Below are 24865 nucleotides of genomic sequence, written 5' to 3' on the forward strand. Positions count from 1 at the left end.
GGGGCTCATTCAGTGAACCAGGCACTCGAATAGAATATGCGGTTACCATTCCAATAGATGTTCATCTGATAGTCGTAGGCAGCGTTGATATCGTAGACCTTTGAGTCACATCCGGAATCGCCACCATCGTCTATCGTCGCGGCATACGTTTGAGTCCCGTGAATATCTCTGCGAATCAAAACGCCTGTTACACCATAACCGTCGGCCTTGGTGTCACAGACCGTGAATATGTCACCGTTGTCTGCGAATTGGAAGTATCCCCTATCGCTAGGCAGGTAGACGAATTTGTACGAGTCGGCGCTTGCCGGAGACGCCGAGAGGGCTATTGCCGTGGCGGTTACTACGCCGGCTGCGGCTATTCGACCAACCATTGACTTGGTCGCCGACCTGAATACGCTACCCCTGGAGAACAAAACTCAACCCCTCCCAGTCGCGAATAGATGAATTCGCACGTTGATTTCACACTGGAGCGGGATTGAATTTATCATCGATTCGAGAGCAATAGACCTTCACTCTCGAGTATGACTTGAATTAGCCTTTGACGACCGAGCGGTGATCACATTAGTGGTCATTTGCGCCCATAAATTCGGCTCAAATACCGACTGTGATGCCGCATCGACCACCTCTTCTCCCAAGCACCCAACGAAGCGTGGGAGAGACATTCGTGCGGTGACGGCGCCAAGGGCCCGCGCGTCTATTACTGGGCCGCCCTGCAGATCACGCCCATCGAGGACTTCGACGACGAGATGCCCACCCACCAGCGGTGGGCACTGGGCCGCCGCAGCATCAGCAAGCCCGAAGAGATCGCCTACTACCTCGCCTACGCGCCGCTCGGCACCACCGTCGAGCACCTGATCCGCGTCGCTGGGACGCGCTGGGCCATCGAGGAAGCCTTCCAGGCCGCGAAGAACGAATGCGGCCTCGACCAGTACGAAGTCCGCCGCTACACCGGCTGGATGCGGCACATCACCCTGGCCATACTGGCGCATGCCTTCCTGGCCGCCATGGCCGTCGACGCCCGCAGCAAAAGGGGCAGCAGAAACGGTTCCTGCCTCGCGCCCCTCACCGTGGCAGAAATTCGGCGGCTCTTGGCAACTGGCCACTCATCCATCGCCGTTCACCAGCCCCTCATCAGCGCACGCGCGTTGAGGTGGTCACACTGGCGCAGACGACGCCAGGCCGTCGCTCGCCGCTATCACTATCAGCGGCGGCTGCACACGATCGAGGGGCGGCCCGGGAAAGAGAACACAGGCCGGTCATCAGCCCTCTACACTCACCCAGACCGCCCCTGAACAGGGAAAACGTCAAAGTGCTGCTGGAGTACTAGGCACTACCGCCACATCTCCGCGATCGGGGTGGTGCCGCCCTTCGCGTGGATCGGCCTCACCTGTCGCGCTATATACAACCCATCAAACCGTCATTCGCCATCCAGCTGGGCAGCCCCACCGTTCCTTCACCCACTTCTCATCTCGGTGCCTCACACTGCCCTTATGCACATCACAGGGGGAGGGCGCCAGGTAGGCATCCGGGAAGATCGAAGGCTCGGCGAGCGTCGCGAACTCGATCGGCTAAGCCACCGACTACACCAACCGCGGACCGTACTTTGCCAAGCAGTGGCAGGTGCCGATCGGATATAAGAAAATCAAGTCGACGACCCACTGTATGGGCAAAAAAATCGTGCGCTATGAGATACAAAGTACCCCGGGTGCAGCAGTGGGTCGCTACAGGAAGTTCGCAGTCGGCTAAGAGCCGCGCAGCTCGGTGGTCAGCTGTTCTGCGGCGAGCTGCTCGACGAGTTGTCCCAACGTCACGCCGCGGTCCTTGGCGACCTGGGCGAAGGGGTCACGGACTTCTTCGGTCACCTGAATGGTGGTGTGCTGCGTCATAGGAAATCCGTAACTCGACCAGTGCCAGTCAGGAGGCCTCCCACCCGCACGAGGCACCCTCGAACACACCTTCGCCTTTGACTGCCTCCATGAAGGGCGCCCACGCCTTCGCGCCGAGTACTAGGGCGGGGCCCTTCGGGGTCTTGCTGTCGCGGACGGGCACGAGGCCGACGTAGCCGTCGGCGACCTCGACGCAGTTCGTGCCGCCCCCGTCGCTGTAGGACGACTTGCGCCATTCGGCAGCGGTGAGGTCAAGGCTTCGGTTCATGATCTGCACTCCTCCAGAAGGCGCTTGATGAACGCCGTCGACTCCGTCGGAGTCAGCGCCACATCCCGGACCAGATCGTAGGACAAGCGGAACGACAAGACCTTGTCTGGATCATCGACCAACTCACCCAAGCCGTTGCCTTCCACGTAGGCAACGGGGTCACCGGTTCGCTGCCAAAAGAGCCAGAGGTGACTGTCCATGATGTCGTGCACTCCGGCTGTAAAGGGCAGCACCTGAAGGGCGACCGACGGAAGTTCCGCCGAGTCCACCAAACGTGACAACTGGTCTGCCCAGACAGTCGTGTTGGAAACGGGTCGCCGCAGGGCCGACTCGTCCAGAATCACGCGGATGCTCGGCGCCGGGTGGCGGTACAGCAGTTCCTGCCGTCCCATGCGCGCGGCCACCTGTTCCTCGATCTCCTCACCGTTGCCAGCCGTTGTCTGGGCTCCAGACAACCCAGACAACACCGCACGGGCGTACTCCTCGGTCTGCAAGAGGCCCGGCACGCGCAGTTGGAACATCCACATGACCCGCGCCGTCGCCTCCAGCTCCATGAACGCCTTGTACTTGTCCTTGATGACGTCCTTGCGCGCATCACGCCACAAGCGAACCAGCAGGTCACCGGACCCGTGGTAGCCGTCCAGGTCCTCCATGACCGCCTGTTTGGAGAGCCGCTGCCCCGCCTCCAGACGATACAGATAGCTCTTGTCGTACGACGTCTCCTCAGCCAACTGCCCCAGCGTCTTGCCGGCCTTCTCCCGTAGGAACCGCAGCGTCCGCCCGAGCGCGGCGCGCCCCGACTCCCCTTCCCCGTCAACCCGTTCGCCCACGTCACCCCTCCCCGTTGCCTGGCATCCCAGACAACGCCAGCCCTCTTCCGCAGCGTACGCCGCAGTAGTGACGATCAGGACACGAACGGTAATCACCGTTCGTCAGGACCACAGTCACGACAAGCCCCCGAAGCCGACAACAGGTCAGCCCGGGACGTGGCCGACGCTTAGAGGGAGTGCCGACATGCGCGAACGTGTCGCGGGATTCTGCGAGTTGCTACTACTGGCACTGGTGCGGGCGTTGTTGCCCAGCCGGGGCCGCCACCGAGCAGTCCTGCCCCAACTGCCGGACGGAGAGAAGGCGCTCGCACCCTCCCCGCCCATGCGTCGGCACAGCCCGGCCGACGTAGGGCCCTTTGAGCGCGACACCCATCTCGTACGCCCTTACCTCCTCACCGCGGAAGAACGTCGCGAGCGGCGATCGCGGAGACAGCAGCGGCGCGCCTTGTGGCTGGCCGTGCACGGCATCGACATCGGCCCGCGCCGCATTCACGGAGTGGAGGTGTCCGCATGAGCACGTCCTGGGAAACGTCGACGTACGGAGAGCTGCGACTGCTGCCGTGGACGACCCCCGAGGGCAAACCCTGCTATCTCGGCACCGACAGCGACGACAGCCGTCTCTCCCTCCTCGCCGACGACATCGAAACCGCACAGCTGGACTCCGGGGAACAGGTGCTCGCGGGTGCCAAGGCCGTGCTCGCCGACCCCAAGGCGGGCGAGCGCGCCGTGCGCTTCGCGCTCACCAGGGCGACGGAGTCCCTGACGGACGTCCTGCGCGTCGCGGTCAGCCGGGGCCAGCGCATCCACCGGGACGCATCGTGACCAGAGCAGCAACACACCGTGACCACCTCACCCCGCCAACAGCCTCATCCTCCGGCACTCGACACCCGGCACCCTCTACCGTGGAGGTCCGGTCACCACACATCGCCCTTGCCGGAGAAGAGAAACCGATCATGGCTCATGACGTGGATCCCCACTCCTGCGAAAGAACGCCCGAGGCGATCCGTACGGCCCTCCAGCGGCGTCCCGACTGGCTGCAGGCCTTCGAACAGGACTGGCTGAGCGCGGCGGCGGACTTCGATCACGCGGCGCTCGACGACGTGATCGAAAAGTGGTTTCCCTTTGCCTGCGCCTGCGCGACGCCCGGTTACCTCGACGAAGTGGAGCAGACCGTCAAGCGCGTGACCGAGGGCGACACGGACGGCATGGTCTTCCGCGACGCGGACGGGAACGCCTACGACGCCGACAACCATCCTCTCGACGCGGGCAGGCGCGGGTGAGCGCCTACGCCATCAGGTACGCGGACCGCGCGGCTCGATGCAAAGCGGGACTGTCCGCACCCCAACGCGTATCGCTGGAGGAACTGGAGAAGCGGCTCAGCCTCAACCCGTTCGGCGCGCCCGCGATCAGCAACCGGGACAACAGCTGGTCGGCGTCGTTCAAGGGCGGCTTCATCACCTACGTCGTGTCGAACCGTCACGTCGTGATCAACGTCGTGGACCTGGTGGCCCTCTGACCGAACCCTTGACCGATCCCGCCGCCCCGGCACATTGGGCCCAGAGGACTCAGAGGGCCCTAAGGGCGACCGCGTCCCCGTCCACCACCGGACAGGGGCGCGTTTCTTTTCCTTCGTCCCGGCAACCTTTCCTCCCCCGGTGGCGACTGCCTCGTGACGGACCCCCTCCACAGCACTCGAACGGGACCACCACGTGACTGAGATCCGCAAGGCGCGCCACCGCAGACGCAGGACCGCCCTCGTCGTCGGTGTGCCGCTGGCCCTGACCGCCGCCGGGGCGATGGCGTACGGCACGGTGTTCGGACTCTTCGGCGACGACGCCCAGCCGACGGCGTCCGCCGCGACGAACACCCCGGCCTGGGCCACCGAGGCCGCCGACGGTTTCGCCTCCGTCCACGCCATGGGGCAGAACGGGACCTATGGCGGACGCGACGGCAAGACCGTCACCGTGCGAACCCTCGCCGACCTGGAGAAGTACGCGACCGCGGCCGACCCGTACGTCATCGTCGTCGCCGCGGCGATCACGATGGACCCGGTCGGCAAGGAGATCAAGGTCGCGAGCAACAAGACGATCATCGGCGCCGGCACCTCCGGCCAGATCGTCGGCGGCGGCTTCTTCCTCGGTCAGGGCGTGCACAACGTCATCATCCGGAACCTGACCATCCGCGACGCGTACCAGGGCATCTGGAACGACAAGGAACACGACTTCGACGGCGTCCAGATGGACGGCGCCCACCATGTGTGGATCGACCACAACGACATCCGGCACATGGCCGACGGACTCATCGACAGCCGCAAGGACACCACGTACCTGACGGTCTCGTACAACAGGCTGAGCAACGAGAACAAGGCCTTCGGCATCGGCTGGACCGCCAACACCACCGCGGACATCACGATCCACCACAACTGGATCCGCGAGACCGAGCAGCGCAACCCGTCCACGGACAACGTCGCCCACGCCCACCTCTACAACAACTACCTGGAGGACGACGCGGGCACCGCCATCACGTCCTCGTACGGCAACTACGCGCGCGGCAGGACCACCATGGTCCTGGAGAACAGCTACTTCCAGGGCATGAACAACCCGGTCATCCGGGACAACACCGCGACCCTCGTGCAGCGCGGCAACGTCTTCTCCGGCACCACCGGCCGCAACGAGAGCGGCGGCAGCGGTACGCCGTTCGACCCGAAGACGTACTACAGCTACACGCTCGACAAGGCCGCCGACGTGCCGTCGCTGCTCAAGTCCGGTGCCGGGCCGCGGAGTTCGCTCGGTACCACCGCTACCGCTACCGCCGCCACCGGCAAGACCCTCACCGTCGCCCAGGACGGCTCCGGGCAGTACCGGACCGTGCAGGCCGCCGTCGACGCCGTACCCGTGGACAACACCGCGCGCGTCACGATCTCCGTCAAGCCGGGCACGTACCGCGAGACGGTGAAGGTCCCCTCGAACAAGCCGCACCTCACCCTCCAGGGCTCGGGCGGCAGCCGCAAGGACACGGTGATCACCTTCGGCAACGCGGCCGGTACGAAGAAGGCCGACGGCTCCACGTACGGGACCACCGGCAGCGCCACCGTCGCCGTCGAGGGCGACGACTTCCAGGCCCGCAACCTCACCATCGCCAACGACTTCGACGAGGCGAAGAACCAGAGCGTGCTCGGGCACCAGGCCGTGGCCCTGCGCACCGGTGCCGACAAGGTCGTGCTCGACGGTGTCATCGTCAGCGGTGACCAGGACACCCTGGAGATGGAGACCCCCGGCTCGGACAAGCCCGGCCGCGTCTACATCACCAACTCCTACATCACCGGCAACGTCGACTTCGTCTTCGGCCGCGCCACCGCCGTGATCAACAAGTCGGTCATCAACCTGAAGAAGCGCTGGGACGGCTCGTCCGCCGGTTTCGTCACCGCGCCCAGCACCCAGGCGAACCGCAAGGGCTTCCTGATCACCCACTCCACGGTGACCGGCGATGTCGCCGCGGGCTCCTTCTCCCTCGGCCGCAACTGGCACGCGGGCGGCGACGCCACCCTCAGGCCGCAGACGACCGTCCGCGACTCCTCGCTCAGCGCCGCGATCCGGTCGAACCCGTGGTCCGACATGGGCGGCTTCTCCTGGAAGAACGACCGCTTCGCCGAGTACGGGAACACCGGTGCCGGCGCGGGCGCCGCGAGCGGTGAGCGACCGCAGCTGACGGACGCGCAGGCCGCCGGACAAACGGTGAAGGCCTGGCTCGGCGACTGGACGCCCACCGCCTCCTGACGGCCACAGGGACTTCGTGACGTCCATCGCTGCTTCTTGATCTTGACTCCATCGCTGCTTCTTGACTCCCCGAGAGGCCGGGGGGCCTCCTGGGGAAGGCCGGGTCTTCCCGGCCGGGGAGGCTGGGCGCGGACACCGCCCAGCCTCCCCACACCCCTCTCCAAGCCCTCCCACAGCACCCCGTTACACGTTGGGGGGATGGCGCGGAAGATCCTGCTGGCCGACGACGACGAGGCCGTACGTGAGGGGCTCGACCGGCTGCTCAGGTTCGAGGGGCTGGCAACTGCTAGCGAGGTACGTAGCGTTGAGGTGGCTTCACTCGATCGTGTGGTGGTCGCCTTCCGGACTTGCGGCGCTGCAGGCGTCGCGGGTTAGCGTGAGCGTGCGATCTGGGACGCCGGGTATGGTGCCAGCGTCGGGGCCCCTGCTCCACCAGCGAGATGGTTCAGGGCCTCCCCGGTGCCTCTGGCCGCACCCATATGGCCAGGTTGCGAGGGACTCTGCCCTTCCGGGGCCGGACCACGGACAGGATCCGTGTCACCGCCCGGTTGCGAACGCGGACGACCAGTGCGCCCAAAACCGTTCGGGGCGTGCCGGTAAGCGGACCCACTCCCGCTCACTGCCCAGGAACGGTACGAGACCGTCCTCACCAGGGACGGCCGTGAAGCCACCAAACTGGTGGCTGGGTCCGGGCCCTCAGCTGCGCCCAGAACCTCAAGAACGTCCAGCGTGTTCGACTTCGAGCCGACGTCGAACACGCTGGACGTGTACGTGATGTACCTGCGCCGGAAACTGGAGAGCCGCGGCGAACCGCGGCTCATCCACACCGTGCGGGGGCTCGGCTACACGCTCCGCGCAGCCAAGTAGTCGAGTTCCGGCGTCGCGAGCCGGGCGTACGCCCCGCCCCACGCCATCAGCTCGTCGTGCCTGCCCGCCTCCACCAGCCGGCCGCCGTCCACCACCAGGATCCGGTCGGCGTCGGGGGCCAGGCTCAGATCGTGCGTGATCATGATGGTCGTACGGCCCTCCATCAGGCGCCGCAGCGGCTGCACCACCCGGCGTGCGGCGATCGAGTCGAGCCCGGCGGTCGGCTCGTCGAGGACCAGGACGGGCGCGGCGCGCAGCATCGCGCGGGCGATCGCGATCCGCTGGAGCTGGCCGCCGGACAGGGTGGCCGTGCCGGGCGCGATCTCGGTGTCGTACCCGTCGGGCAGCGCGCTGATGAAGTCGTGCGCGACCGCGTCCGTCGCCGCCCGCTCGATGTCCGCCTGGGACGCCCCCGGCCTGCCGCACTCGATGTTCTCGCGGATCGTGCCGTGCAGGATCAGCGTCTCCTGGGGCAGCAGCGCCACGTTCTCGCGCAGGAACTCCAGGGACATGTCGGGCAGCGGGACGCCGTCCAGGCAGACCACGCCGGCCGTGGGGTCGTAGAAGCGGGTGAGGAGCTTGGAGAGCGTCGACTTTCCGGCGCCGCTCGGGCCGGTGACGAGGACGAGTTCGCCGGGTCCCGCGGTGAAGGTCACGTCGTGCAGGGACTCCCGGTCGGCGCCGGGGTAGCGGAACGACGCGCCGTGGAAGCTGACCCAGCCGTGCACGGGCCAGTCCCGGACGGGGTCGGCGGGTTCGGTGACGGCGGGTTCGGTGTCCAGGATCTCCTGGATGCGTTCCGCGCCGGCGGTGGCGGCGGTCAGGGTGAGACCGAGCTGCCCCAGACTGCGGATCGGCGGATACAGGTACCCGAGGAACGCGGCGAAGGCGAGCAACTGGCCCAGCGACATGCGCCCCTTCGAGATCTCCCACGCTCCGAGACCGATCACCGCGAGCACACACAGCGTCTCGACGACCTCGACGAACTGCTCGTACATCTCGCTCGCCCGTGCCCCGCGCACCGACGCCCGCATCCAGGCGCGCGCCTCGCGGTCGAGCCGCTTCTCCTCGGCGCGGCGGCGGTTGTAGGCCTGGGTGAGGACCACATTGCCGAGGGACTCCTCGACGACCGAGGTGATCGCGCCGTCGGCGGCCCGCTCCTCCTGGGAGGCGGTCTTGATACGGCCGGCGAACCGGCGGGCGGCGACGAGGAAGAGGGGGGCGAGGAGGAAGGTGACGAGGGCGAGGTCCCAGCGCAGCCAGAGCGCGGCGGCGGCGTAGAAGACGGCGGAGAAGGCGGCGGAGACCGTGCCGACGACACCCGACACGACCATCTGCTCGATGGCCTCGACATCACCGGTGAGCCGTTCGACCAGGTCGCCCTGGCGGTGCTTCTGGAAGAAGTCGGGCGGCAGGTCCTGGACGTGCCGGAAGACACCCGCGCGCAGGCGCAGGACGAATCTCTCCGCGGTCCACACGGCGAGCGAGTTGCCGAGGTAGCCGACGATCGCGCCGATCACGGCGACACCCAGCCAGGCTCCGGCCGGCCCCCAGAACGCGGAGAGCGAACCGGCCTTCAGGGCGTGGTCCGTGAGCTGTGCGAAGAGCAGGATCGAGGCCGTCTCGGCGAGCGCGGCCACGACCACGCAGCCGATGATCAGCAGCAGCCATCTGCGGTCGCCGCGTGTCAGCGGCCAGAAGCGTGCGAATGCCTCCCGTACTTCCTGCATGTCAAATCAACTTCCCTTTCCGGTCCGGAACATGGCCGAGGCGGGGCCACCGGAAACCGATAATTCCCGGGGACCCCGCCTCGCGCGGACTGCTACTGGCCCTGACGGCCGACCGGGCGCTTCTTCGGAGCGGCGGCCTTCTTCGCCACCGGGGCCGACTCGGCGGGCCGGCGCTTCGCGACCGGGGCGGCCTTGTGGTGCTTCTTGACGGGGGCGATCTTGTGGAAGCTCATGGGATTCCCTCTCGTAGCTTTGACTGATCCGCTGGTCGCGGGTGGATCTGTTAATCGGGGGTGGATCTTGCTTACTTGTTGCCGACAGGGCGGCGCCCGGGCTTCTGCGCCACCGGGGCCGGCTTGGCGGGCCGGCGCTTCGCGGGCTTCTTCGGGGCCGGGGCCGGCTCGTGGTGCTTCTTGACCGGGGCGATCTTGTGGAAGCTCATGGGTGTCTCCTTGTCCCTGCGGGTGAATTCCCTTTGCCGTTTGCGCTGTTCGCTTTCGACATGGAAAACACTACGGGACCCCGGACCCTGAAATCGCCAATTCGACTTAGACCTCAATGAATTACGGCTGAAACAAATTTTCAGATGGACCGTGGAACCAATCCACTACTCACACAGAATTTAGGCCGATCACACAGAATTTAGGTCGAAAAAAGCGGGGCCGGTACGCATCCGCGTACCGGCCCCGCCCGTTCCGTAAGGGACTACCGCACGACCGTGATCCGGTCCGCCGTCGGCACCGGGTACGGCGCCGCGGCCGAGGAGTTGGCCGTCAGGTAGGACTCGAAGGCCGCCAGGTCGTCACCGCCGACCAGGACGTTCGTGCCCTTGCCGAGCTCGGCGAAGCCGTCGCCGCCGCCCGCGAGGAAGGAGTTCATCGCGACGCGGTAGGTGGCGGCGGGGTCGATCGCCGCGCCGTTGAGCTTGACCGAGTCGGCGACCACCCGCGCCGCGCCCGTCTTCGTCAGGTCCAGCGTGTAGGTCAGGCCCTTGGAGATCTGCAGGATCTTCGGCGCGGCCTGGTTGGCCCCGCTGACCTGCTGCTGAAGTGCCGTGACCACCTGAGCGCCGGTGAGGTTCACCAGGTTGACGGTGTTGGCGAACGGCTGGACCGTGTACGCCTCCCCGTACGTCACCACCCCGTCGCCCTCACTGCCGCTCGCCGCGTAGGTGAGCCCGGCGCGGATGCCGCCCGGGTTCATCACCGCGAGGTCGGCCTCGGGGTCGACGGACTTGGCGTACGCGAGCTGCGCGTCGGCGATCATGTCGCCGAGCGGGGACTCGTCACCGGTGTTGCCGATCTCGCCCGCGATGTACCCGATGGGACGCGAGGCGATCGGGGCGGAGAGCGTCTTCCACTTGCTGATCAGGGACGTCATGTCGGCGGCCTTCGCCACGTCACGGGTGACCACGTGGTTCGCCGACTTCACCGCCGTACGCGCGATGTCGCCCGTCCAGCGGTCGTACGTGAGCGTCGTGTCCGTGTAGAGGCGCCCGAAGGACGAGGCCGACGTCACCATGCGGGGCTGACCCGACGGGTCCGGGATGGTGCACGCGTACGCCTGGTGGGTGTGGCCGGTGACCAGGGCGTCCACGGCCGGCGTGACGTTCTTGGCGATGTCGACGATCGGCCCGGAGATGCCGTCACCGGCGCCGGGGCTGTCGCAGTCGTAGTTGTACGCCGTCGACGCGGGCGCGCCGCCCTCGTGGATCAGCGCGACGATCGACTTCACGCCCTGGCGCTGGAGCACCTTGGCGTACTTGTTGATCGTCTCGACCTCGTCGCCGAACTTCAGTCCCTTGACGCCGTCGGCCGACACGATGTTCGGGGTGCCTTCCAACGTCACGCCGATGAAGCCGACCTTGACGCCGTTCTTCTTCCACACCCAGTAGGGCTTGAGAATCGGCTTGCCGGTCTTCTCGTCGGTGACGTTCGCCGCGAGGTACGGGAAGTCGGCGCCCCGGAACTTCGCCTTCTTGTCGTAGCAGCCGTCCGTGGGGTGGCAGCCGCCGTTCTGCAGGCGGGCCAGCTCCTTGGCGCCCTCGTCGAACTCGTGGTTGCCGACGCTCGTCACATCCAGATCGAGCTTGTTCAGCGCGTCGATCGTCGGCTCGTCGTGGAAGAGCCCGGAGATCAGCGGGGAGGCGCCGACCATGTCTCCGGCGGCGGCCGTGATGGAGTACTTGTTGCCCTTGCGGGCCTCGCGCAGATGCGTGGCGAGGTACTCGACACCGCCCGCGTCGATCGACTTCGTCGTGCCGTCCGCCTGGAGCTCCGTGACCCGGCCGGACGAGCCGGCCGGCGGCTCCAGGTTGCCGTGCAGGTCATTGAAGGACAGCAGCTGTACGTCCTGGTAGCGGCCGCTGCCGGGGTGGTGGTGCGGGGTCGACCTGTCCTGCCCTGCGCTCGCGGGCATCGCGGCGGCCAGGGCGCCGACGGTGGCCAGCCCGGCGGCGGCGGCGAGGATGCGATGGGTACGTCTGTGCCGGGGCGTCGGCAGCATGGGTTCCCCCCTGTGGGACGGCTGTGGTTTTACGCGCACTTTAGAATCAACGCGCGTAGCGCAACAGGGGGTTCGGGGTTACAGACTGGTTGCCATCGCCTCACCACCACCTGACGGAAGCCCCTCCTCACTCCGCCACGAGCCACATCGACGCCGCGCAACTCCTTGTCCGCAAAACACCGCGCCGTACCCTCGTATCCATGACCAGCGACGACACCGCGCCCCACGCCCTCACCCGCTCCATCGAGACCCACACCGCGCTCTCCCCGGCCCAGGCCGAGGACGTGCTCCGGCTGCTCGCGGAGGCCGCCCGGGCCGACGGGCAGCAGGCGGTCTCCGAGCAGGGCCGGCTCCAGCTGAAGGGCGGCGCCCGCGAGGGCGTGCGCCATCTGCTGCTGACCCTCGGCGAGGAGCTGATCGGGTACGCGCAGTTGGAGGACACCGACCCGGTGGAGGCCCCGGCCGCCGAACTGGTCGTGCATCCGGCGTACCGCGGCCACGGCCACGGTCGGGCCCTGGGCTCGGCCCTGCTCGCCGAGTCCGGCAAGCGGCTGCGCGTGTGGGCGCACGGCGGTCACTCCGCCGCCCGGCATCTCGCCCAGGTCCTCGGCCTCACCCTCTTCCGCGAACTGCGCCAGCTGCGGCGACCGTTGACCGACCTCGACCTGCCCGAACCGAAGCTCGCGGACGGCGTGAACGTCCGCACCTTCGTGCCCGGCCAGGACGACGCGGCCTGGCTCGCCCTGAACGCCGAGGCCTTCGCCCACCACCCCGAGCAGGGCTCCCTCACCCAGCGCGACCTGGACGACCGCAAGGCGGAGGTGTGGTTCGACCCGTCCGGGTTCTTCCTCGCCTTCCGCGGCGACGAACTCGTCGGCTTCCACTGGACGAAGGTCCACGCCGAGGAGGGCCTCGGTGAGGTGTACGTCCTCGGAGTCCGCCCCGGCGCCCAGGGCGGCGGTCTCGGCAAGGCCCTCACCACGATCGGGCTCCGCCACCTCGCCCGGCAGGGTCTGCCCACCGCCATGCTCTACGTCGACGCCGACAACAAGGCGGCCCTCACCGTGTACGAGCGGCTCGGCTTCCGCACGCACGAGACGGATCTGATGTACCGCAGCGAGTCCTGACCGCCGGTCCGGTGTCCTTACCGGTCCGGTGTGTCTCGGTCCGCGGTGTCCTTGCCGGTCCGGTGTCCCTACCGGTCCGGTGTGTCTCGGTCCGCGGTGTCCTTGCCGGTGCTGTCCGGTGTCCCCGCCCGTCCGTGCCCGCGTCTTCGTGTCACCGGTGGGCGAAGACGGCGGGTCGCCACCTCCGGAGGGGCTCCGCGCAGGACCACGCCCCGGCCAGCGCCGCCGCGACCAGGACCACCGCCCATGTCTGATGGGCGCCCTCCCAGCGCGGGGCTGACGGCGCGGGGAAGAGCGTCCACCGCTCGGGGAGCAGCAGGGATGCCAGCACCGCCATGGCCAGTAGTCCGACGCACACCGCGCCTCCCGGCTCGGCCCGGTTGCTGAACCGCACCATGACCGCCGCGGCCGCCGGCGCGAGCAACGCCGTGGCGGCGGCCTCCAAGGTCGCTGCGCCCACCGGCGGCCGGGCCTGCTCCGGTATGAGGAACAGCGCCGCCGTCCACCAGAGCACGGCCGCCGGGGCGACGAGCGCCACCCGCAGGCCGACCCGCACCGGACGCCGGGTCGGCACCGCCGTGGTGATGTGCCGGGCCGGATCGTCCAGCAGGAAGGCCAGGCCCAGGGCGAAGGTGAGCGCGACGGCCCGCAGGAGGTTGAGGCCGGCCCCCGTGTCGAGCCGGAGGGAGAACAGCCGCGGGATCGCGGCGAACAGCAGCCCCAGTCCGGCACCGGTCACCAGCGCCCGCCGGGGGAGGCTGCGCCAGAGGGGACGGAGGAGGGCGCGGGCCACGGTGTGCGGGCGCCCCCGGGACGGGGTGCCTCCGGCACTCTCCGCGCTTCCGGCTGAACCTGTGTCGTCGAGCACGGTCACTCCTCGCATGTCTTGACGCTCAGCGCACCCGGACCGGTCGGCGCCGGCACTCCCAGCAGCTCAGCCACCTGGGCCGTCGTCGTCTTGGGGGACGTGAGCTCCGCCCAGTGGGCCTTCACCTTGGGGATGACGCTGTAGCGGGGCTTCTGCAGCAACTCCTTGATCACCTCTGTCTGCGCGGCGTTCATGGAGAGCGAATTCGTGGGCTCGAGAGCGACCCCTCCGCCGGTGATGGAGTCGTCGATGCGGACATGGCGCAGCATGGTCAGCGGGTCGGATTCCGAGCCGAGCGCCAGCCACATGATGATCACCGCGCGGGCGTCGCACACGTCGACGCTGGACGTCTCGTCCCCCGTCACCAGAACCGAGGCCACCCCCACGGCGAACTCCGGGATCCGGTTGCCGCCCCACCGCGTGCCGACGGTCACGACCCCCGGCGCCTTGGCCGGCTCCAGCGCGGAGTCGCCCTCCAGGCCGGAGCGGGCGTCGACCCGCTGCCGCACCGTCAGCCGCTCGGCCGAAGCCGGGCCGCCCGCGAGGGACTGGACGCGCTGGACCACCTCGGCCCAGTCGGCGGTCTGGCCTGCCCACTCGGGGTAGGCGCAGTAGGTCGACCTTTCGTGCGCGACGCAGGTCTGCACCTTCTCCGGGGTGGCGGACGCTTTCGCGCGGGCCGCGATCAGCGCGGCCGAGTCACCCGGGGCCTGCCCCGCTATGCCCTGGGCCATGGCCGCGAGGGCGAGGACCGTGATCGCCTTGATCCTGGGCGAACGACCGCCGTTGATCAGCAGCGCGAGGCACAGCAGCAGCACGGTGAGTCCCACCAGATACAGCACGTGCCAGGCGGCCGGGCGGCCCAGCAGGTCGGAGGGGAACGGGTGGGCGCCCTCCTCGGTGACCACCGGTGCCAGCCATTGCACCCAGTGCGTGCCCTGTGTGCTCGCGGCCACGAGGGTCGTGAGGACGTACATACCGATGACGAAGGGCGGGACGGCGAAGGTGAAGGGGATCGACCGTGCGACCAGGACGCCGAGGGCTCCGGCGAGGAGTACCGACAGGGGGCCCACGAGCATTTCGGAGAGCGAGCCGTGGCCGACCGCGCCGGGCTTCAGGGCCGCCCAGGTGAACTCGAACCCCACGACCAGCGCGGTGAACGCCGCGAACGGCACGGCCGACAGGGCGTGGGCCAGCGAGCGCCGCCACGGCTCCATGACCAGCACGTCGAAGTGGAGGTCGGTGCCGTGCCTGCGCGAGCGGAGCACGGCGCGGTTGATGCTGACGAACAGCACGAGGGCGAGGAGCAGGGGAGCGGTCTGGGTGGACCGGTCGACATCGTGGAGGACCGGAAAGTCGTCCATGCCCTCCCGGCCGTTGAACATTCCCCAGCCGGTGTAGGCGACGTACAGGAGGAGGAAGACGAGCACCGGGATCTGCATCAGCAGTTCGCGTGCCTCGAAGCGGGCGAGGGCGATGACGGCCCGCGTCCTGTTCTGCTGCAGGTCCTGGGCGGGCGGCTCCACCGCCGTGGGGGCCGCCTCGTCCACGACCGTGCGGGTCACCAGCTCGCTCATGCCGCCACCTCCGCCGGCTCGCCGTCGAGAGCGAGCAAGTAGCCGTCTTCCAGGGTTGGTTCGAGGAGGTCGGCGCCCTTGGGCGGGTCGCCGACATTGCGGAAGGAACCCGTGCCCGTACGCCAGCCGGCTCTCGCGCCGGGGTCGCGGGCCGTACTGCTCCACACCCGCCCCGCCGCCCGCGCGGTCAGCTCGGCCGGGGTGCCCTCGAAGCGGATGCTGCCGCGGACCATGACGATCACGCGGTGACAGAGCATCGCGACGTCCTCGGTCTGGTGGGTGGAGAGCAGGACCGTGCGTCCCATGCCCGCCTCGGCGATCATTTCCCTGAACCGCATGCGCTGTTCGGGGTCCAGGCCGACGGTCGGCTCGTCCAGGACGAGGAAGCCGGGGTCGCCGACCAGCGCGGCGGCCAGTCCGACCCGCTGACGCATACCGCCCGAAAGCCTCTTGATGCGCTTGCCCCGTACGTCGGAGAGGTCGACGGCCTCCAGCACGCGCCGCACCTCCCGGTGCCGGGCGGAGCGGTCCGTCAGCTCCTTGAGGATCGCCACGTAGTCGACGAACTCGAAGGCCGAGAAGTCCGGGTGGAACGCCGGGGTCTGCGGCAGATAGCCCAGCCTGCGCCGCACGTCCAGGCGGCCGGCGGGGGTGCCGGGGTCGTGCCCGAGCACCGTGAAGGCTCCCCGGTCGGCGGGCACGGCGGTGGCGAGCACCCGCAACAGGGTGGTCTTCCCGGCGCCGTTGGGCCCGAGCAGCCCGGTCACGCCCTCACTCAGGCGCAGGGAGACGTCGTCGAGGGCGACGGTCCCGCCGTACCGGAGAGTGAGCCCGGAGGCGGAGACGGTGGGGGTCATGCGGCGCTCCTGTCGGAGAAGTCGGTGTGGTCGGCGAAGAAGGCGTGCGAGGGGGAGGAGTCGAACCGGTCCCGCACGAGATAGAGCAGCCCGGCGGCCAGTACCGCGACCGCGCCGGCGACGCCCTGGCCGAGTGCCGTGAACGGCGCGAGGGTGCCGCCGTCGGCCTTCGCGTGGGCCACCATCAGCAGCGCGACCCAGGCTCCGCCGACCAGGCAGGGCGGCAGGACCGGGCCCCAGCGGGCGGTCAGCGCGAGCCCCGTCCCGGTGAGGGCGAGAGCGGGCAGCAGCCAGGCCAGCGCGCGCAGCCCGTACGCGGGGAGCGCGAGGGTCGCCAGGCCGTTCAGAACGAGGCCGGTGGTGAGCACGGCCACCGTGCGGATCATCAGCAGGCGGAATCCGTGGAGGGGTGACACCACGGCCATCTCGTACGTCGGGTCGAGCACCGGTCCGTAGGACAGGGCGACCCCGGCGAGCGGGAGCAGGGGGGCGAGGGCGAGGAACAGCGTGGGCGAGGCCGAGGCCCCTGCGTCGGTCGCCACCACCGTCATGAGGAGCACGAGGGCGACCGCGGCCAGCCAGGAGCGGCGCAGCACGGGCGTGGCCGCCAGCAGCCGTGCCGTGTGGTCGGCGACGCCGATCCGCACCAGCAGCGACTCGAGCAGCCGTGGTCGTGGCGCGTCCAGCTCGGCGTCGAGCCGCTCCCATCCGGCGTCCAGGACGACCGGATCGCTCACGGTGGCGAGCGCCTCCCGGCAGGGCGCGCACGCCACGAGGTGGGTGTCGACGGACCAGAGCCGGGGCGGCGCCAACTCGCCCCGCGCATAGGCCCGGAGGTCCTCGGCGTCCGCGTGCCACCGCCCGTCCGGGGAACCGTCGGCGCCAGACGCGCTCCGACCGGCGGCCGCGTCCTCGTCCCACCCGCTCATGTTCTCTCCACCCCCACCCATGTCCCGGCGGTCTCCGCCGATGGCCTCGTCATCTCCGCCGCTCATGCCAGCTCCTCCCGCAGCTGCTTGCGCGCCCGCAGGGCCCGCGTCTTGACCGTGCCGGGTGGAATGCCGAGCAGGACGGCCGCTTCCCGGGTCGTGAGTCCGTCGATCACCGTGGCCTGGAGGACCGCGCGCAGCTCGGGCGAGAGCCGTATCAACGCGCCCGCGAGGTCGCCGTGCTCGACCCCGGCCAGGACGCGCTCCTCGGCGGAGGCCTCGTGGCGGTGGCGGAAGCGGGCCAGTGTCTGGCGCAACCGGCCGCGCGCACCGTCGCCGCGCAGCGTGTCGATCAGCCGCCGCGAGCCGATGCGCCACAGCCAGCCCGCCGCGTCACCCTCCTCCCGGTAACTCGCGGTGCCGCGCCAGATGGCGAGGAAGGTCTCCTGCACGACGTCGTCGACGACCCCGGCATCGGCGCACCGGCCGCGCAGCCGCGCCGTCAGCCACGGCGCATACCGCCGGTACAGCTCCTCGAAGGCGCGACGGTCCGTGTCCGCCGCGATGGCCCGCAGCAGCTCCCCGTCGCTTCTCGTTTCCCTCACATCCCCTCATCGGACGAGCCCCGCCGATCGGTTCACGCATCCGGCATCGAATTTTCCGGACTCGCCTCCGCGATGTCCGGGCTTGACCCCGGACACCCTCATCCACCACCCTTTCACTACTCAATTAGTGAAAGGGTGGTCGTCCGAGTGGTCGAGTACCGAATCGACCGGCGCAGCGGTGTCGCCACCTACGTCCAGATCGTCCAGCAGACCAAACAGGCCCTGCGCCTGAACCTGCTGGAGCCGGGCGACAAGCTCCCCACGGCCCGCGAGGTCGTGGAGGCCACGGCGATCAATCCGAACACCGTCCTGAAGGCCTACCGCGAGCTGGAGCGCGAGGGCCTGGTCGAGGCCAGACGCGGCCTCGGCACCTTCGTGAAGCGCTCGCTGGGCGCCGCCCCCGCCGACTCGCCCCTGCGCGCCGAGCTCGACGACTGGGCGGCCAGGGCCCGCGAGGCCGGGCTCGATCACGACGACATGGCGGCGCTCTTCACCGCCGTACTGGAAAAGTTCAGCAAGGGAGACAAGGAATGAGCGACACCGCCATGGAGGCGGCCGGCCTCGGCAAGCGGTTCGGGCGGCGCGGGGGCTGGGCACTGCGCGAGTGCTCCTTCCGGCTCCCCGCCGGACGCGTCTGCGCCGTCGTCGGACCCAACGGCGCGGGCAAGTCGACCTTGCTGGCCCACGCCGCCGGACTGCTCGCCCCCACCGAGGGCTCCCTGACCGTGCTCGGCAGCCACCCGGCCGCCGCCCGCGAACGCATCGCGTACGTCGCCCAGAACAAGCCGCTGTACGCGCAGCTCACGGTGGCCCAGACGCTGCGCCTGGGCCACGAGCTCAACCCCGACCGCTGGGACGCCTCGGTCGCCGAGCGGATCACGTACGAGAGCGGCGGGCTGGACCCGAAGGCCAAGGTCCGCACGCTCTCCGGCGGTCAGCGCACCCGCGTGGCGCTCGCCCTGGCGCTCGGCAAGCGGCCCGAACTCCTGCTCCTGGACGAGCCGATGGCCGACCTCGACCCGCTCGCCCGCCACGAGCTGATGGGCACGCTGATGGCCGAGGCCGCCCAGTACGGCACGACGGTCGTGATGTCCTCGCACGTCGTCGCCGAGCTGGAGGGCTCCTGCGACTACCTGCTGCTGATAGGCGGCGGCCAGGTGCGACTGGCGGGCGACCTGGACGACCTGCTGGCCGCGCACACCCTGACCACCGGGCCGGTCCGTGACCTCGCTCCGCACACCGTGGTCGAATCCCGCACCACGGGGCGCCAGTTGACCGCCCTGATCCGCCCTCAGGGACCGGTCTCCGGCGGACTCGACGCCCGCGTCACCACGCCCTCCCTGGAGGAACTGGTCCTCGCGCACCTGCGCAACCCCGAGGCCCCCGCGCTGATCCTCGCCTCCGCCCGCACCGCCGCCCAGGAGTCCGCCGCATGACCACGCTGACCGCCTCCGGCAGCACGCCGGCGCCCGCCCGCCGCCAGTCCGCCTCGCGCGGCCTGGTCCGCACGGTGCTGCGACTGCACCGCCCGGCGCTCTACCTCTGGGCCGGTCTGTTCCTCGCGCTCGCCGTCCTGTTGCTGTGGCTGTACGGCCCGGGGACGGACGCGGCCGCCGCGGCATGGCGGGCGTACGACCGCTGCACGAAGCCCACCTGCGCCTACGACCAGGACGCGATCCTCAGGTACAAGTCGTACAGCCTGTACGCCTCCCTCGCGCTGACCTTCCTGCCGTTCCTCGTCGCGGCCTGGGCCGGCGCCTCGCTGATCGGCCGCGAGATGGAGTCCGGCACCGCGCAGCTCGCGTGGACCCAGTCGGTCTCCCCGGCCCGCTGGCTGGCGGTGAAACTGGCCGTGCCGGCCGCGCTCGTCACCGTCGGGACCAGTGTGCTGGTGGTGCTGCACCGGCAGATGTGGGCGCGCGGCCAGGGCCGGATCGACACCGCCAAGGACTGGACCGACCCCTTCGTCTTCCACGCCAACGGCCCCACCACCGTCGTCCTCGCCCTGTCCGGCCTGGCCGTGGGCGCGCTCGCCGGCATCAGGCTGCGCGGTTCCCTGAGCGCCCTCGTCGTGTCGGTGGTGTGGACGGTCGGCGTCCGGGTCGCCCTCGGATTCGCCCTGCCGTACCTGTGGCCGACGGTGCGGACGGTCAGCAGCCTGACCCAGGACCGCCCCACCAGCCTCGGGATCACCGTCCACGCCGGTCTCCTCACCTCGACCGGGGCCCGGCTGCCCGACCCGCTGTGCGGCAGCAGCCACAGCACGGAGTGCGGCACCCTGTACCACCGGCTCGACGCCGTGAGCTTCTACACCGACTCCCACCCCCAGTCCCACTACTGGCCCCTCCAGCTGGTGGCGACCGGCCTGGTGCTCGTCCTCACCGCGCTCGTTCTCCTCGCCGCCTTCCGGCTGCTCAAGCGCGACACCGGCAGCGCCCCGCTCGCGAAGGGAGCCGCCCTGTGAGCACCACGGGTGCCGTCGGCGGCCTGCCGTGGACCGTCGTACGCGTGCACCGCACCGCGCTGATCGTCTGGGGCTCGTTCGTCGTCGCCGTCATCGGAATCCTGGTGTGGGCGATGGGGGTCACGGCCGACGCCGCCCGGGCGGAGGCCTTCCGCTGTCTCCGCTCCGACGGCTGCGAGGTCACGGCCACACTCGAGTACAGCGCGATCCTCCGCTACACCGCCACCGTCCTGTGCTACTCCTTCTACGCCGTCGCCGCCTGGGCGGGCGCCGCGCTGATCGCCCGTGAACTGGAGTCCGGCACCGCGTGGCTCGCCTGGACCCAGTCGGTGTCCCCCGTGCGCTGGCTGGCCGCCAAGCTCGCCGTGCCCGCACTGCTGATCACGCTCAGCGGCACGGTGCTCGTGGCGGCGTACCGCTGGAGCTGGTCGAACAGACCGGCCCGGGTCATCGGCGACTGGTCCGCCACCGGCGTCTTCGTCGCCCGCGGCCCGGCGATGGTGGCGTACGCCCTGTGCGCCCTGGCCGTGGGCGCGCTCACCGGTCTGGCGCTACGGCGCTCGCTGCCCGCTCTGAGCGTCTCGTTCGCCGTGATGCTGCTGCTCAGCCAGTGTCTGGACCGGTACCGCGCGGACCTGTGGCCCACGATCACCCGTACCGGCGCCGCTGTCTACGACCAGTCCGGTACCGTCTGGCAACTGGAGTCCGGGGTGTTCGTCCACGGGAAACGGGTCCCTGACCCCAGCTACGGGAACTGCGAGGGCACGACCGCGGAAGCCAGGCGGTGCCTGGCCGAGCACGGTGTCATGGGCCGGTACTCCGTCTACCACCCCGACTCCCACTTCTGGCCCCTCCATCTGGTGGAAACCGGCATCGTCCTCGCCGTGACCGCCGCGGCCACCGCCGCCGCCTTCCGGCTGCTGCACCGCCGCACCGCGTAACTCCCCCCATGCCAGGGCCGCGTACGCCCCCCACGGGGGGTGGGGCGTACGCCGCTCCCGGGCATGTAGACGTCCCGGAGCCGCTCCCCGATATCCCGCACGTCATGTCGCCGTAACCATCGATTCAGACGGGCTTGCGACGCTCACCCAATGAAACCCGCCGTGCCAGAGCCGTCACCTCCGCCGGAGGGCGAGACCTCTCCGACGACGGGGAGCAGGGCGGTACCGGGGACGCGGAACGGGAACATCCGCCTCACCCCGTTGCCGCTCGCGCTCTCCGACGCGCCGGTCTCGCTCCCGGCGCGGAAGAATGGTTCCATGAACCAGACCAGCGCCCAGGCACCGGTGCAGCACCCGCAGCCCTCCGTCGGCTCCATCGCCGCGCACCGCCCGCACACCGTGGCGGCGAACGTCTCCGACCTCGAGCCCGACATCGACGCCGACCTCGACGCGTACGAGGACGCGGTGCAGGACGGCATCATGTTGCCGCAGGGCCGGTTCCTGGACCGCGAGCGCAGCTGGCTGGCATTCAACGAGCGGGTGCTGGAGCTCGCCGAGGACCCGAGCACGCCCCTGCTCGAACGGGCGAAGTTCCTGGCGATCTTCGCCAGCAACCTGGACGAGTTCTTCATGGTCCGGGTGGCCGGACTGAAGCGCCGCATCGCGACCGGCGTGGCCACCAAGTCCGCCTCCGGCCTGCAGCCCCGCGAGGTCCTGGAGATGATCTGGGCCCGCTCGCGCGAGCTCATGGCCCGGCACGCGGCCTGCTACCAGGAGGACGTCGCCCCCGCGCTCGCGGAGGAGGGCATCCATCTGGTCCGCTGGAGCGAACTGACGGAGAAGGAGCAGGCCCGCCTCTTCACCCTCTTCCGGCACCAGATCTTCCCGGTCCTGACTCCGCTGGCGGTCGACCCCGCGCACCCCTTCCCGTACATCTCGGGTCTGTCCCTGAACCTCGCGGTCGTCGTACGGAACCCGGTCAGCGGCCACCGGCACTTCGCGCGCGTCAAGGTCCCACCGCTGCTCTCCCGCTTCCTGGAGGCCTCCCCCAACCGCTACGTCCCCATCGAGGACGTGATCGCGGCACACCTGGAGGAGCTCTTCCCGGGCATGGAGGTCCTGGAGCACCACACCTTCCGGCTGACCAGGAACGAGGACCTGGAGGTCGAGGAGGACGACACCGAGAACCTGCTCCAGGCGCTGGAGAAGGAACTCATGCGGCGCCGCTTCGGGCCGCCGGTGCGCCTGGAGGTCGAGGAGTCCATCGACCGGTACGTCCTCGATCTCCTCGTACGGGAACTGAAGATCTCCGAGGCGGAGGTGTACCCGCTGCCGGGTCCCCTGGACCTCACCGGCCTCTTCGGCATCGGCGCCCTCGACCGGCCCGAGCTGAAGTACCCGAAGTTCATCGCGGGAACGCACCGCGACCTGGCCGAGGTCGAGTCGGCGTCCGCCCCCGACATCTTCGCCGCCCTGCGCGAGCGTGACGTCCTGCTGCACCACCCGTACGACTCCTTCTCCACCTCCGTGCAGGCCTTCCTGGAGCAGGCGGCGGCCGACCCGGACGTGCTGGCCATCAAGCAGACGCTGTACCGGACCTCGGGCGACTCGCCGATCGTCGACGCGCTGATAGACGCCGCCGAGTCCGGCAAGCAGGTCCTCGTCCTCGTCGAGATCAAGGCGCGCTTCGACGAACAGGCCAACATCAAGTGGGCCCGCAAGCTCGAGGAGTCCGGCTGCCATGTCGTCTACGGACTCGTCGGGCTGAAGACCCACTGCAAGCTGTCGCTGGTCGTCCGGCAGGAGGGGGAGACGCTCCGGCGCTACTCCCATGTCGGCACCGGCAACTACCACCCGAAGACCGCCCGGCTGTACGAGGACCTCGGCCTGCTCACCGCCGACCCGCAGGTCGGCGCGGACCTGTCCGACCTCTTCAACCGGCTCTCCGGCTACTCGCGCCGCGAGACCTACCGCCGTCTGCTCGTCGCCCCCAAGTCCCTGCGTGACGGGCTGATCGCGCGGATCAACAAGGAAGTCCAGCACCACGTCGCCGGACGCCCCGCCTACGTCCGCATCAAGTGCAACTCGATGGTGGACGAGGCGATCATCGACGCGCTGTACCGCGCGTCCCAGGCCGGAGTGCCCGTCGACGTGTGGGTGCGTGGCATCTGCGCGGTCCGGCCGGGTGTCACCGGCCTGTCCGAAAACATACGCGTACGGTCCGTGCTCGGCCGGTTCCTCGAACACTCCCGTGTCTTCGCCTTCGGCAACGGCGGCGAGCCCGAGGTCTGGATCGGCAGCGCGGACATGATGCACCGCAACCTGGACCGGCGGATCGAGGCGCTGGTCAGGATCACCGACCCGGCACACCGCGCAGCCCTCAACCGGCTGTTCGAGACCGGGATGTCCGACACCACCGCCTCCTGGCACCTGGGCCCGGACGGCGAGTGGACCCGGCACTCGACCGACGCGGACGGCCAACCCCTGCGGAACGTCCAGGAGATGCTCATAGACGCCCGGAGGCGCCGGCGTGGCACAGCAACACCTTGAACCCCCCACCGACTCCCCGGCCGGGCCCATGTCAGGAGACGCCCTCGCGGGCTACCTGAGGGCCCAGGCCACGGAGTTCCTCCGCTCCCTGCGACAGCACCGGGAGAACGGCACCGACGCGGGTACCACCGCCCGGGCGAAGCCGAGAACGGAGTCACGCGCCGAGTCGCGGGACATGTCACGAGCGGGGGACAACGGCTCCGGGGAATCGGTCGACGCGGCGCGCGCCCTGCGCCGCTCGGCCCGCCGCATCAGCGGCACCCTGCACACCTTCCGACCGCTGCTCGACGCGGAGTGGTCGGAGGGCATGCGGCCCGAACTGGCGTGGCTCTCGGGCACTCTGGCCCGTGAACACGCCTACGCGGCCCGCCTGGAGCGGCTGATCGGCGCGCTGAACCGGCTCTCGGGCGCGGCCGGCTTCCCGGCACAGGCCGCACAGGACACCGGGGCCCCGGCCAAAGGCAGTCTGACCGTCGGCGCCGCGAAAGCGGGCGCGCTGCTCGACCGCCAGCTGACGCTGGCCCGCACCCGGGCCCACTCGGCCGCGCTGCAGGCCCTCGGCTCGTCCCGCTTCCACGCCGTCGCCGACAGCGTCGCCGTGCTCGCCAGCGAGGTGCCGCTCACCCCGGCGGCCGCCACGGCCGACCTGCGCCCGCTGGCCGCCGCCGCGACGGACCGGCTGACCGACGCGGTCGCCGCGCTGCCGCTGGTCACCGCGGGCCACCCGTACAACGCCGAGGCCCTCGTGCACGGCCTCTCCGCGGACACCGCGCCCCATCCCCAGGACGCGCCCTGGCACCAGGTCCGGCTGCTGCTGCGCCTGCACCGCTACGCGTGCGAGGTCCTCTACGGGGAGGACGCCCCCATCGACGTACGACTGCTCCGCGCGGGTCAGGCCCTCAACCGGCACCGGGACGCGGCGGAGGCGGCCGCGGCCGCCGCGTCGGCGGCCCGCACCCCGCGCATCGCCCCGGCCACCGCGTACGCGCTCGGCGTGCTCCACGCCGACCAGCGGCACGAGGTGGAGGCGGCACGGTTCGCGTTCCAGCAGAACTGGCAGAAGGAAACCGTGCGCACCCCGTGAG

25 protein-coding genes and 2 pseudogenes are annotated in these 24865 nt (G+C 69.7%); 15 read left to right on the forward strand and 12 right to left on the reverse strand.

Going from position 1 to position 24865, the window contains the following annotated elements:
• Positions 1-611 precede the first annotated feature (611 nt).
• Positions 612-1149: pseudogene (locus ACZ69M_RS32620) on the forward strand (IS701 family transposase); the annotation flags it as partial.
• Between the two features lie 593 nt (positions 1150-1742).
• Here ACZ69M_RS32620 and ACZ69M_RS32625 read toward each other — a convergent pair.
• Genes ACZ69M_RS32625 through ACZ69M_RS32635 form a run of 3 tightly spaced genes read right to left on the reverse strand, consistent with a single transcriptional unit; the run spans position 1743 to position 2984 of the window.
• Entirely contained in the window at positions 1743-1886 is a 144-nt protein-coding gene (locus tag ACZ69M_RS32625) for a hypothetical protein (protein WP_470055467.1), read from the reverse strand.
• Positions 1887-1914: 28 nt separating this feature from the next.
• Positions 1915-2154: a DUF397 domain-containing protein gene (locus ACZ69M_RS32630; protein ID WP_470055468.1), complete on the reverse strand. Its 240-nt coding sequence runs from the start codon at positions 2152-2154 to the stop codon at positions 1915-1917.
• On the reverse strand, positions 2151-2984 hold the full coding sequence (locus ACZ69M_RS32635) for a helix-turn-helix domain-containing protein (protein ID WP_470055469.1): 834 nt from the start codon (positions 2982-2984) through the stop codon (positions 2151-2153). The genes ACZ69M_RS32630 and ACZ69M_RS32635 overlap by 4 nt, the downstream gene beginning before the upstream one ends.
• 184 nt (positions 2985-3168) lie before the next feature.
• On the opposite strand from ACZ69M_RS32635, the gene ACZ69M_RS32640 reads away from it, so the two are divergent.
• From ACZ69M_RS32640 to ACZ69M_RS32670, 7 genes and pseudogenes are all read left to right on the forward strand, one after another.
• Entirely contained in the window at positions 3169-3498 is a 330-nt protein-coding gene (locus ACZ69M_RS32640; RefSeq protein WP_470055471.1) for a hypothetical protein, read from the forward strand.
• Positions 3495-3806, forward strand: a complete 312-nt coding sequence (locus ACZ69M_RS32645; protein ID WP_470055473.1) for a hypothetical protein — start codon at positions 3495-3497, stop codon at positions 3804-3806. Before ACZ69M_RS32640 ends, ACZ69M_RS32645 begins: the two co-directional genes overlap by 4 nt.
• A gap of 131 nt (positions 3807-3937) precedes the next feature.
• On the forward strand, positions 3938-4264 hold the full coding sequence (locus tag ACZ69M_RS32650) for a DUF6247 family protein (RefSeq protein ID WP_470055474.1): 327 nt from the start codon (positions 3938-3940) through the stop codon (positions 4262-4264).
• Positions 4261-4500, forward strand: coding sequence for a hypothetical protein (locus ACZ69M_RS32655; protein WP_470055476.1), 240 nt, complete (start codon positions 4261-4263; stop codon positions 4498-4500). The genes ACZ69M_RS32650 and ACZ69M_RS32655 overlap by 4 nt, the downstream gene beginning before the upstream one ends.
• Positions 4501-4693: 193 nt before the next feature.
• On the forward strand, positions 4694-6760 hold the full coding sequence (locus ACZ69M_RS32660) for a pectinesterase family protein (protein ID WP_470055478.1): 2067 nt from the start codon (positions 4694-4696) through the stop codon (positions 6758-6760).
• A 198-nt stretch (positions 6761-6958) separates the two neighbouring features.
• Positions 6959-7135 carry a hypothetical protein gene (locus tag ACZ69M_RS32665; protein ID WP_470055480.1) on the forward strand — a complete coding sequence of 59 codons (177 nt, stop codon included), beginning with the start codon at positions 6959-6961 and terminating at the stop codon, positions 7133-7135.
• A 357-nt stretch (positions 7136-7492) separates the two neighbouring features.
• Positions 7493-7627: pseudogene (locus ACZ69M_RS32670) on the forward strand (winged helix-turn-helix domain-containing protein); the annotation flags it as partial.
• Here ACZ69M_RS32670 and ACZ69M_RS32675 read toward each other — a convergent pair.
• The 4 genes from ACZ69M_RS32675 to ACZ69M_RS32690 all read right to left on the reverse strand — a co-directional run bounded on the left by ACZ69M_RS32675 (position 7603) and on the right by ACZ69M_RS32690 (position 11862).
• Positions 7603-9357, reverse strand: a complete 1755-nt coding sequence (locus ACZ69M_RS32675) for an ABC transporter ATP-binding protein (RefSeq protein WP_470055482.1) — start codon at positions 9355-9357, stop codon at positions 7603-7605. The pseudogene ACZ69M_RS32670 and the gene ACZ69M_RS32675 sit on opposite strands and share 25 nt — an antisense overlap.
• Before the next feature lie 92 nt (positions 9358-9449).
• Complete coding sequence (locus ACZ69M_RS32680) at positions 9450-9590, reverse strand: hypothetical protein (protein WP_470055484.1); 141 nt, start codon at positions 9588-9590, stop codon at positions 9450-9452.
• Between the two features lie 71 nt (positions 9591-9661).
• The gene (locus ACZ69M_RS32685) at positions 9662-9799 is read right to left on the reverse strand and encodes a hypothetical protein (protein WP_470055486.1); all 138 of its coding nucleotides are present in this window, start codon (positions 9797-9799) and stop codon (positions 9662-9664) included.
• A 263-nt stretch (positions 9800-10062) separates the two neighbouring features.
• Positions 10063-11862: a bifunctional metallophosphatase/5'-nucleotidase gene (locus ACZ69M_RS32690; RefSeq protein WP_470055488.1), complete on the reverse strand. Its 1800-nt coding sequence runs from the start codon at positions 11860-11862 to the stop codon at positions 10063-10065.
• A 200-nt stretch (positions 11863-12062) separates the two neighbouring features.
• Here ACZ69M_RS32690 and mshD point away from each other — a divergent pair, with 200 nt between their 5' ends.
• Positions 12063-12989 carry a mycothiol synthase gene (mshD, locus tag ACZ69M_RS32695; protein WP_470055490.1) on the forward strand — a complete coding sequence of 309 codons (927 nt, stop codon included), beginning with the start codon at positions 12063-12065 and terminating at the stop codon, positions 12987-12989.
• A 151-nt stretch (positions 12990-13140) separates the two neighbouring features.
• Here the strand turns inward: mshD and ACZ69M_RS32700 are convergent, their stop codons facing one another.
• The 5 genes from ACZ69M_RS32700 to ACZ69M_RS32720 are packed head-to-tail and all read right to left on the reverse strand — an operon-like array spanning position 13141 to position 17825.
• Entirely contained in the window at positions 13141-13857 is a 717-nt protein-coding gene (locus tag ACZ69M_RS32700; protein ID WP_470055492.1) for an ABC transporter, read from the reverse strand.
• A 2-nt stretch (positions 13858-13859) separates the two neighbouring features.
• Complete coding sequence (locus ACZ69M_RS32705; protein ID WP_470055494.1) at positions 13860-15434, reverse strand: ABC transporter permease; 1575 nt, start codon at positions 15432-15434, stop codon at positions 13860-13862.
• Positions 15431-16291, reverse strand: coding sequence for an ABC transporter ATP-binding protein (locus ACZ69M_RS32710; protein ID WP_470055496.1), 861 nt, complete (start codon positions 16289-16291; stop codon positions 15431-15433). Before ACZ69M_RS32710 ends, ACZ69M_RS32705 begins: the two co-directional genes overlap by 4 nt.
• Complete coding sequence (locus tag ACZ69M_RS32715) at positions 16288-17286, reverse strand: cupin domain-containing protein (RefSeq protein ID WP_470055498.1); 999 nt, start codon at positions 17284-17286, stop codon at positions 16288-16290. Before ACZ69M_RS32715 ends, ACZ69M_RS32710 begins: the two co-directional genes overlap by 4 nt.
• Positions 17283-17825, reverse strand: a complete 543-nt coding sequence (locus ACZ69M_RS32720; protein WP_060895010.1) for an RNA polymerase sigma factor — start codon at positions 17823-17825, stop codon at positions 17283-17285. Before ACZ69M_RS32720 ends, ACZ69M_RS32715 begins: the two co-directional genes overlap by 4 nt.
• 147 nt (positions 17826-17972) lie before the next feature.
• Between ACZ69M_RS32720 and ACZ69M_RS32725 the strand changes: the two genes are divergently transcribed.
• The 6 genes from ACZ69M_RS32725 to ACZ69M_RS32750 all read left to right on the forward strand — a co-directional run bounded on the left by ACZ69M_RS32725 (position 17973) and on the right by ACZ69M_RS32750 (position 24864).
• The gene (locus ACZ69M_RS32725) at positions 17973-18359 is read left to right on the forward strand and encodes a GntR family transcriptional regulator (protein ID WP_470055500.1); all 387 of its coding nucleotides are present in this window, start codon (positions 17973-17975) and stop codon (positions 18357-18359) included.
• Complete coding sequence (locus tag ACZ69M_RS32730) at positions 18356-19261, forward strand: ABC transporter ATP-binding protein (protein ID WP_470055502.1); 906 nt, start codon at positions 18356-18358, stop codon at positions 19259-19261. Before ACZ69M_RS32725 ends, ACZ69M_RS32730 begins: the two co-directional genes overlap by 4 nt.
• Positions 19258-20289, forward strand: coding sequence for an ABC transporter permease (locus ACZ69M_RS32735; protein WP_470055504.1), 1032 nt, complete (start codon positions 19258-19260; stop codon positions 20287-20289). Before ACZ69M_RS32730 ends, ACZ69M_RS32735 begins: the two co-directional genes overlap by 4 nt.
• Positions 20286-21230, forward strand: a complete 945-nt coding sequence (locus ACZ69M_RS32740; RefSeq protein WP_470055505.1) for a hypothetical protein — start codon at positions 20286-20288, stop codon at positions 21228-21230. Before ACZ69M_RS32735 ends, ACZ69M_RS32740 begins: the two co-directional genes overlap by 4 nt.
• A 318-nt stretch (positions 21231-21548) precedes the next feature.
• A complete protein-coding gene (locus tag ACZ69M_RS32745; RefSeq protein WP_382016640.1) occupies positions 21549-23780 on the forward strand; it encodes an RNA degradosome polyphosphate kinase in 2232 nt (743 codons plus the stop codon).
• Positions 23761-24864 (forward strand): CHAD domain-containing protein, encoded by a 1104-nt coding sequence (locus ACZ69M_RS32750; RefSeq protein ID WP_470055507.1) that lies wholly within the window; start codon positions 23761-23763, stop codon positions 24862-24864. Before ACZ69M_RS32745 ends, ACZ69M_RS32750 begins: the two co-directional genes overlap by 20 nt.
• Position 24865 lies beyond the last annotated feature (1 nt).

It is taken from the genome of Streptomyces sp. NPDC107454, assembly GCF_055582885.1.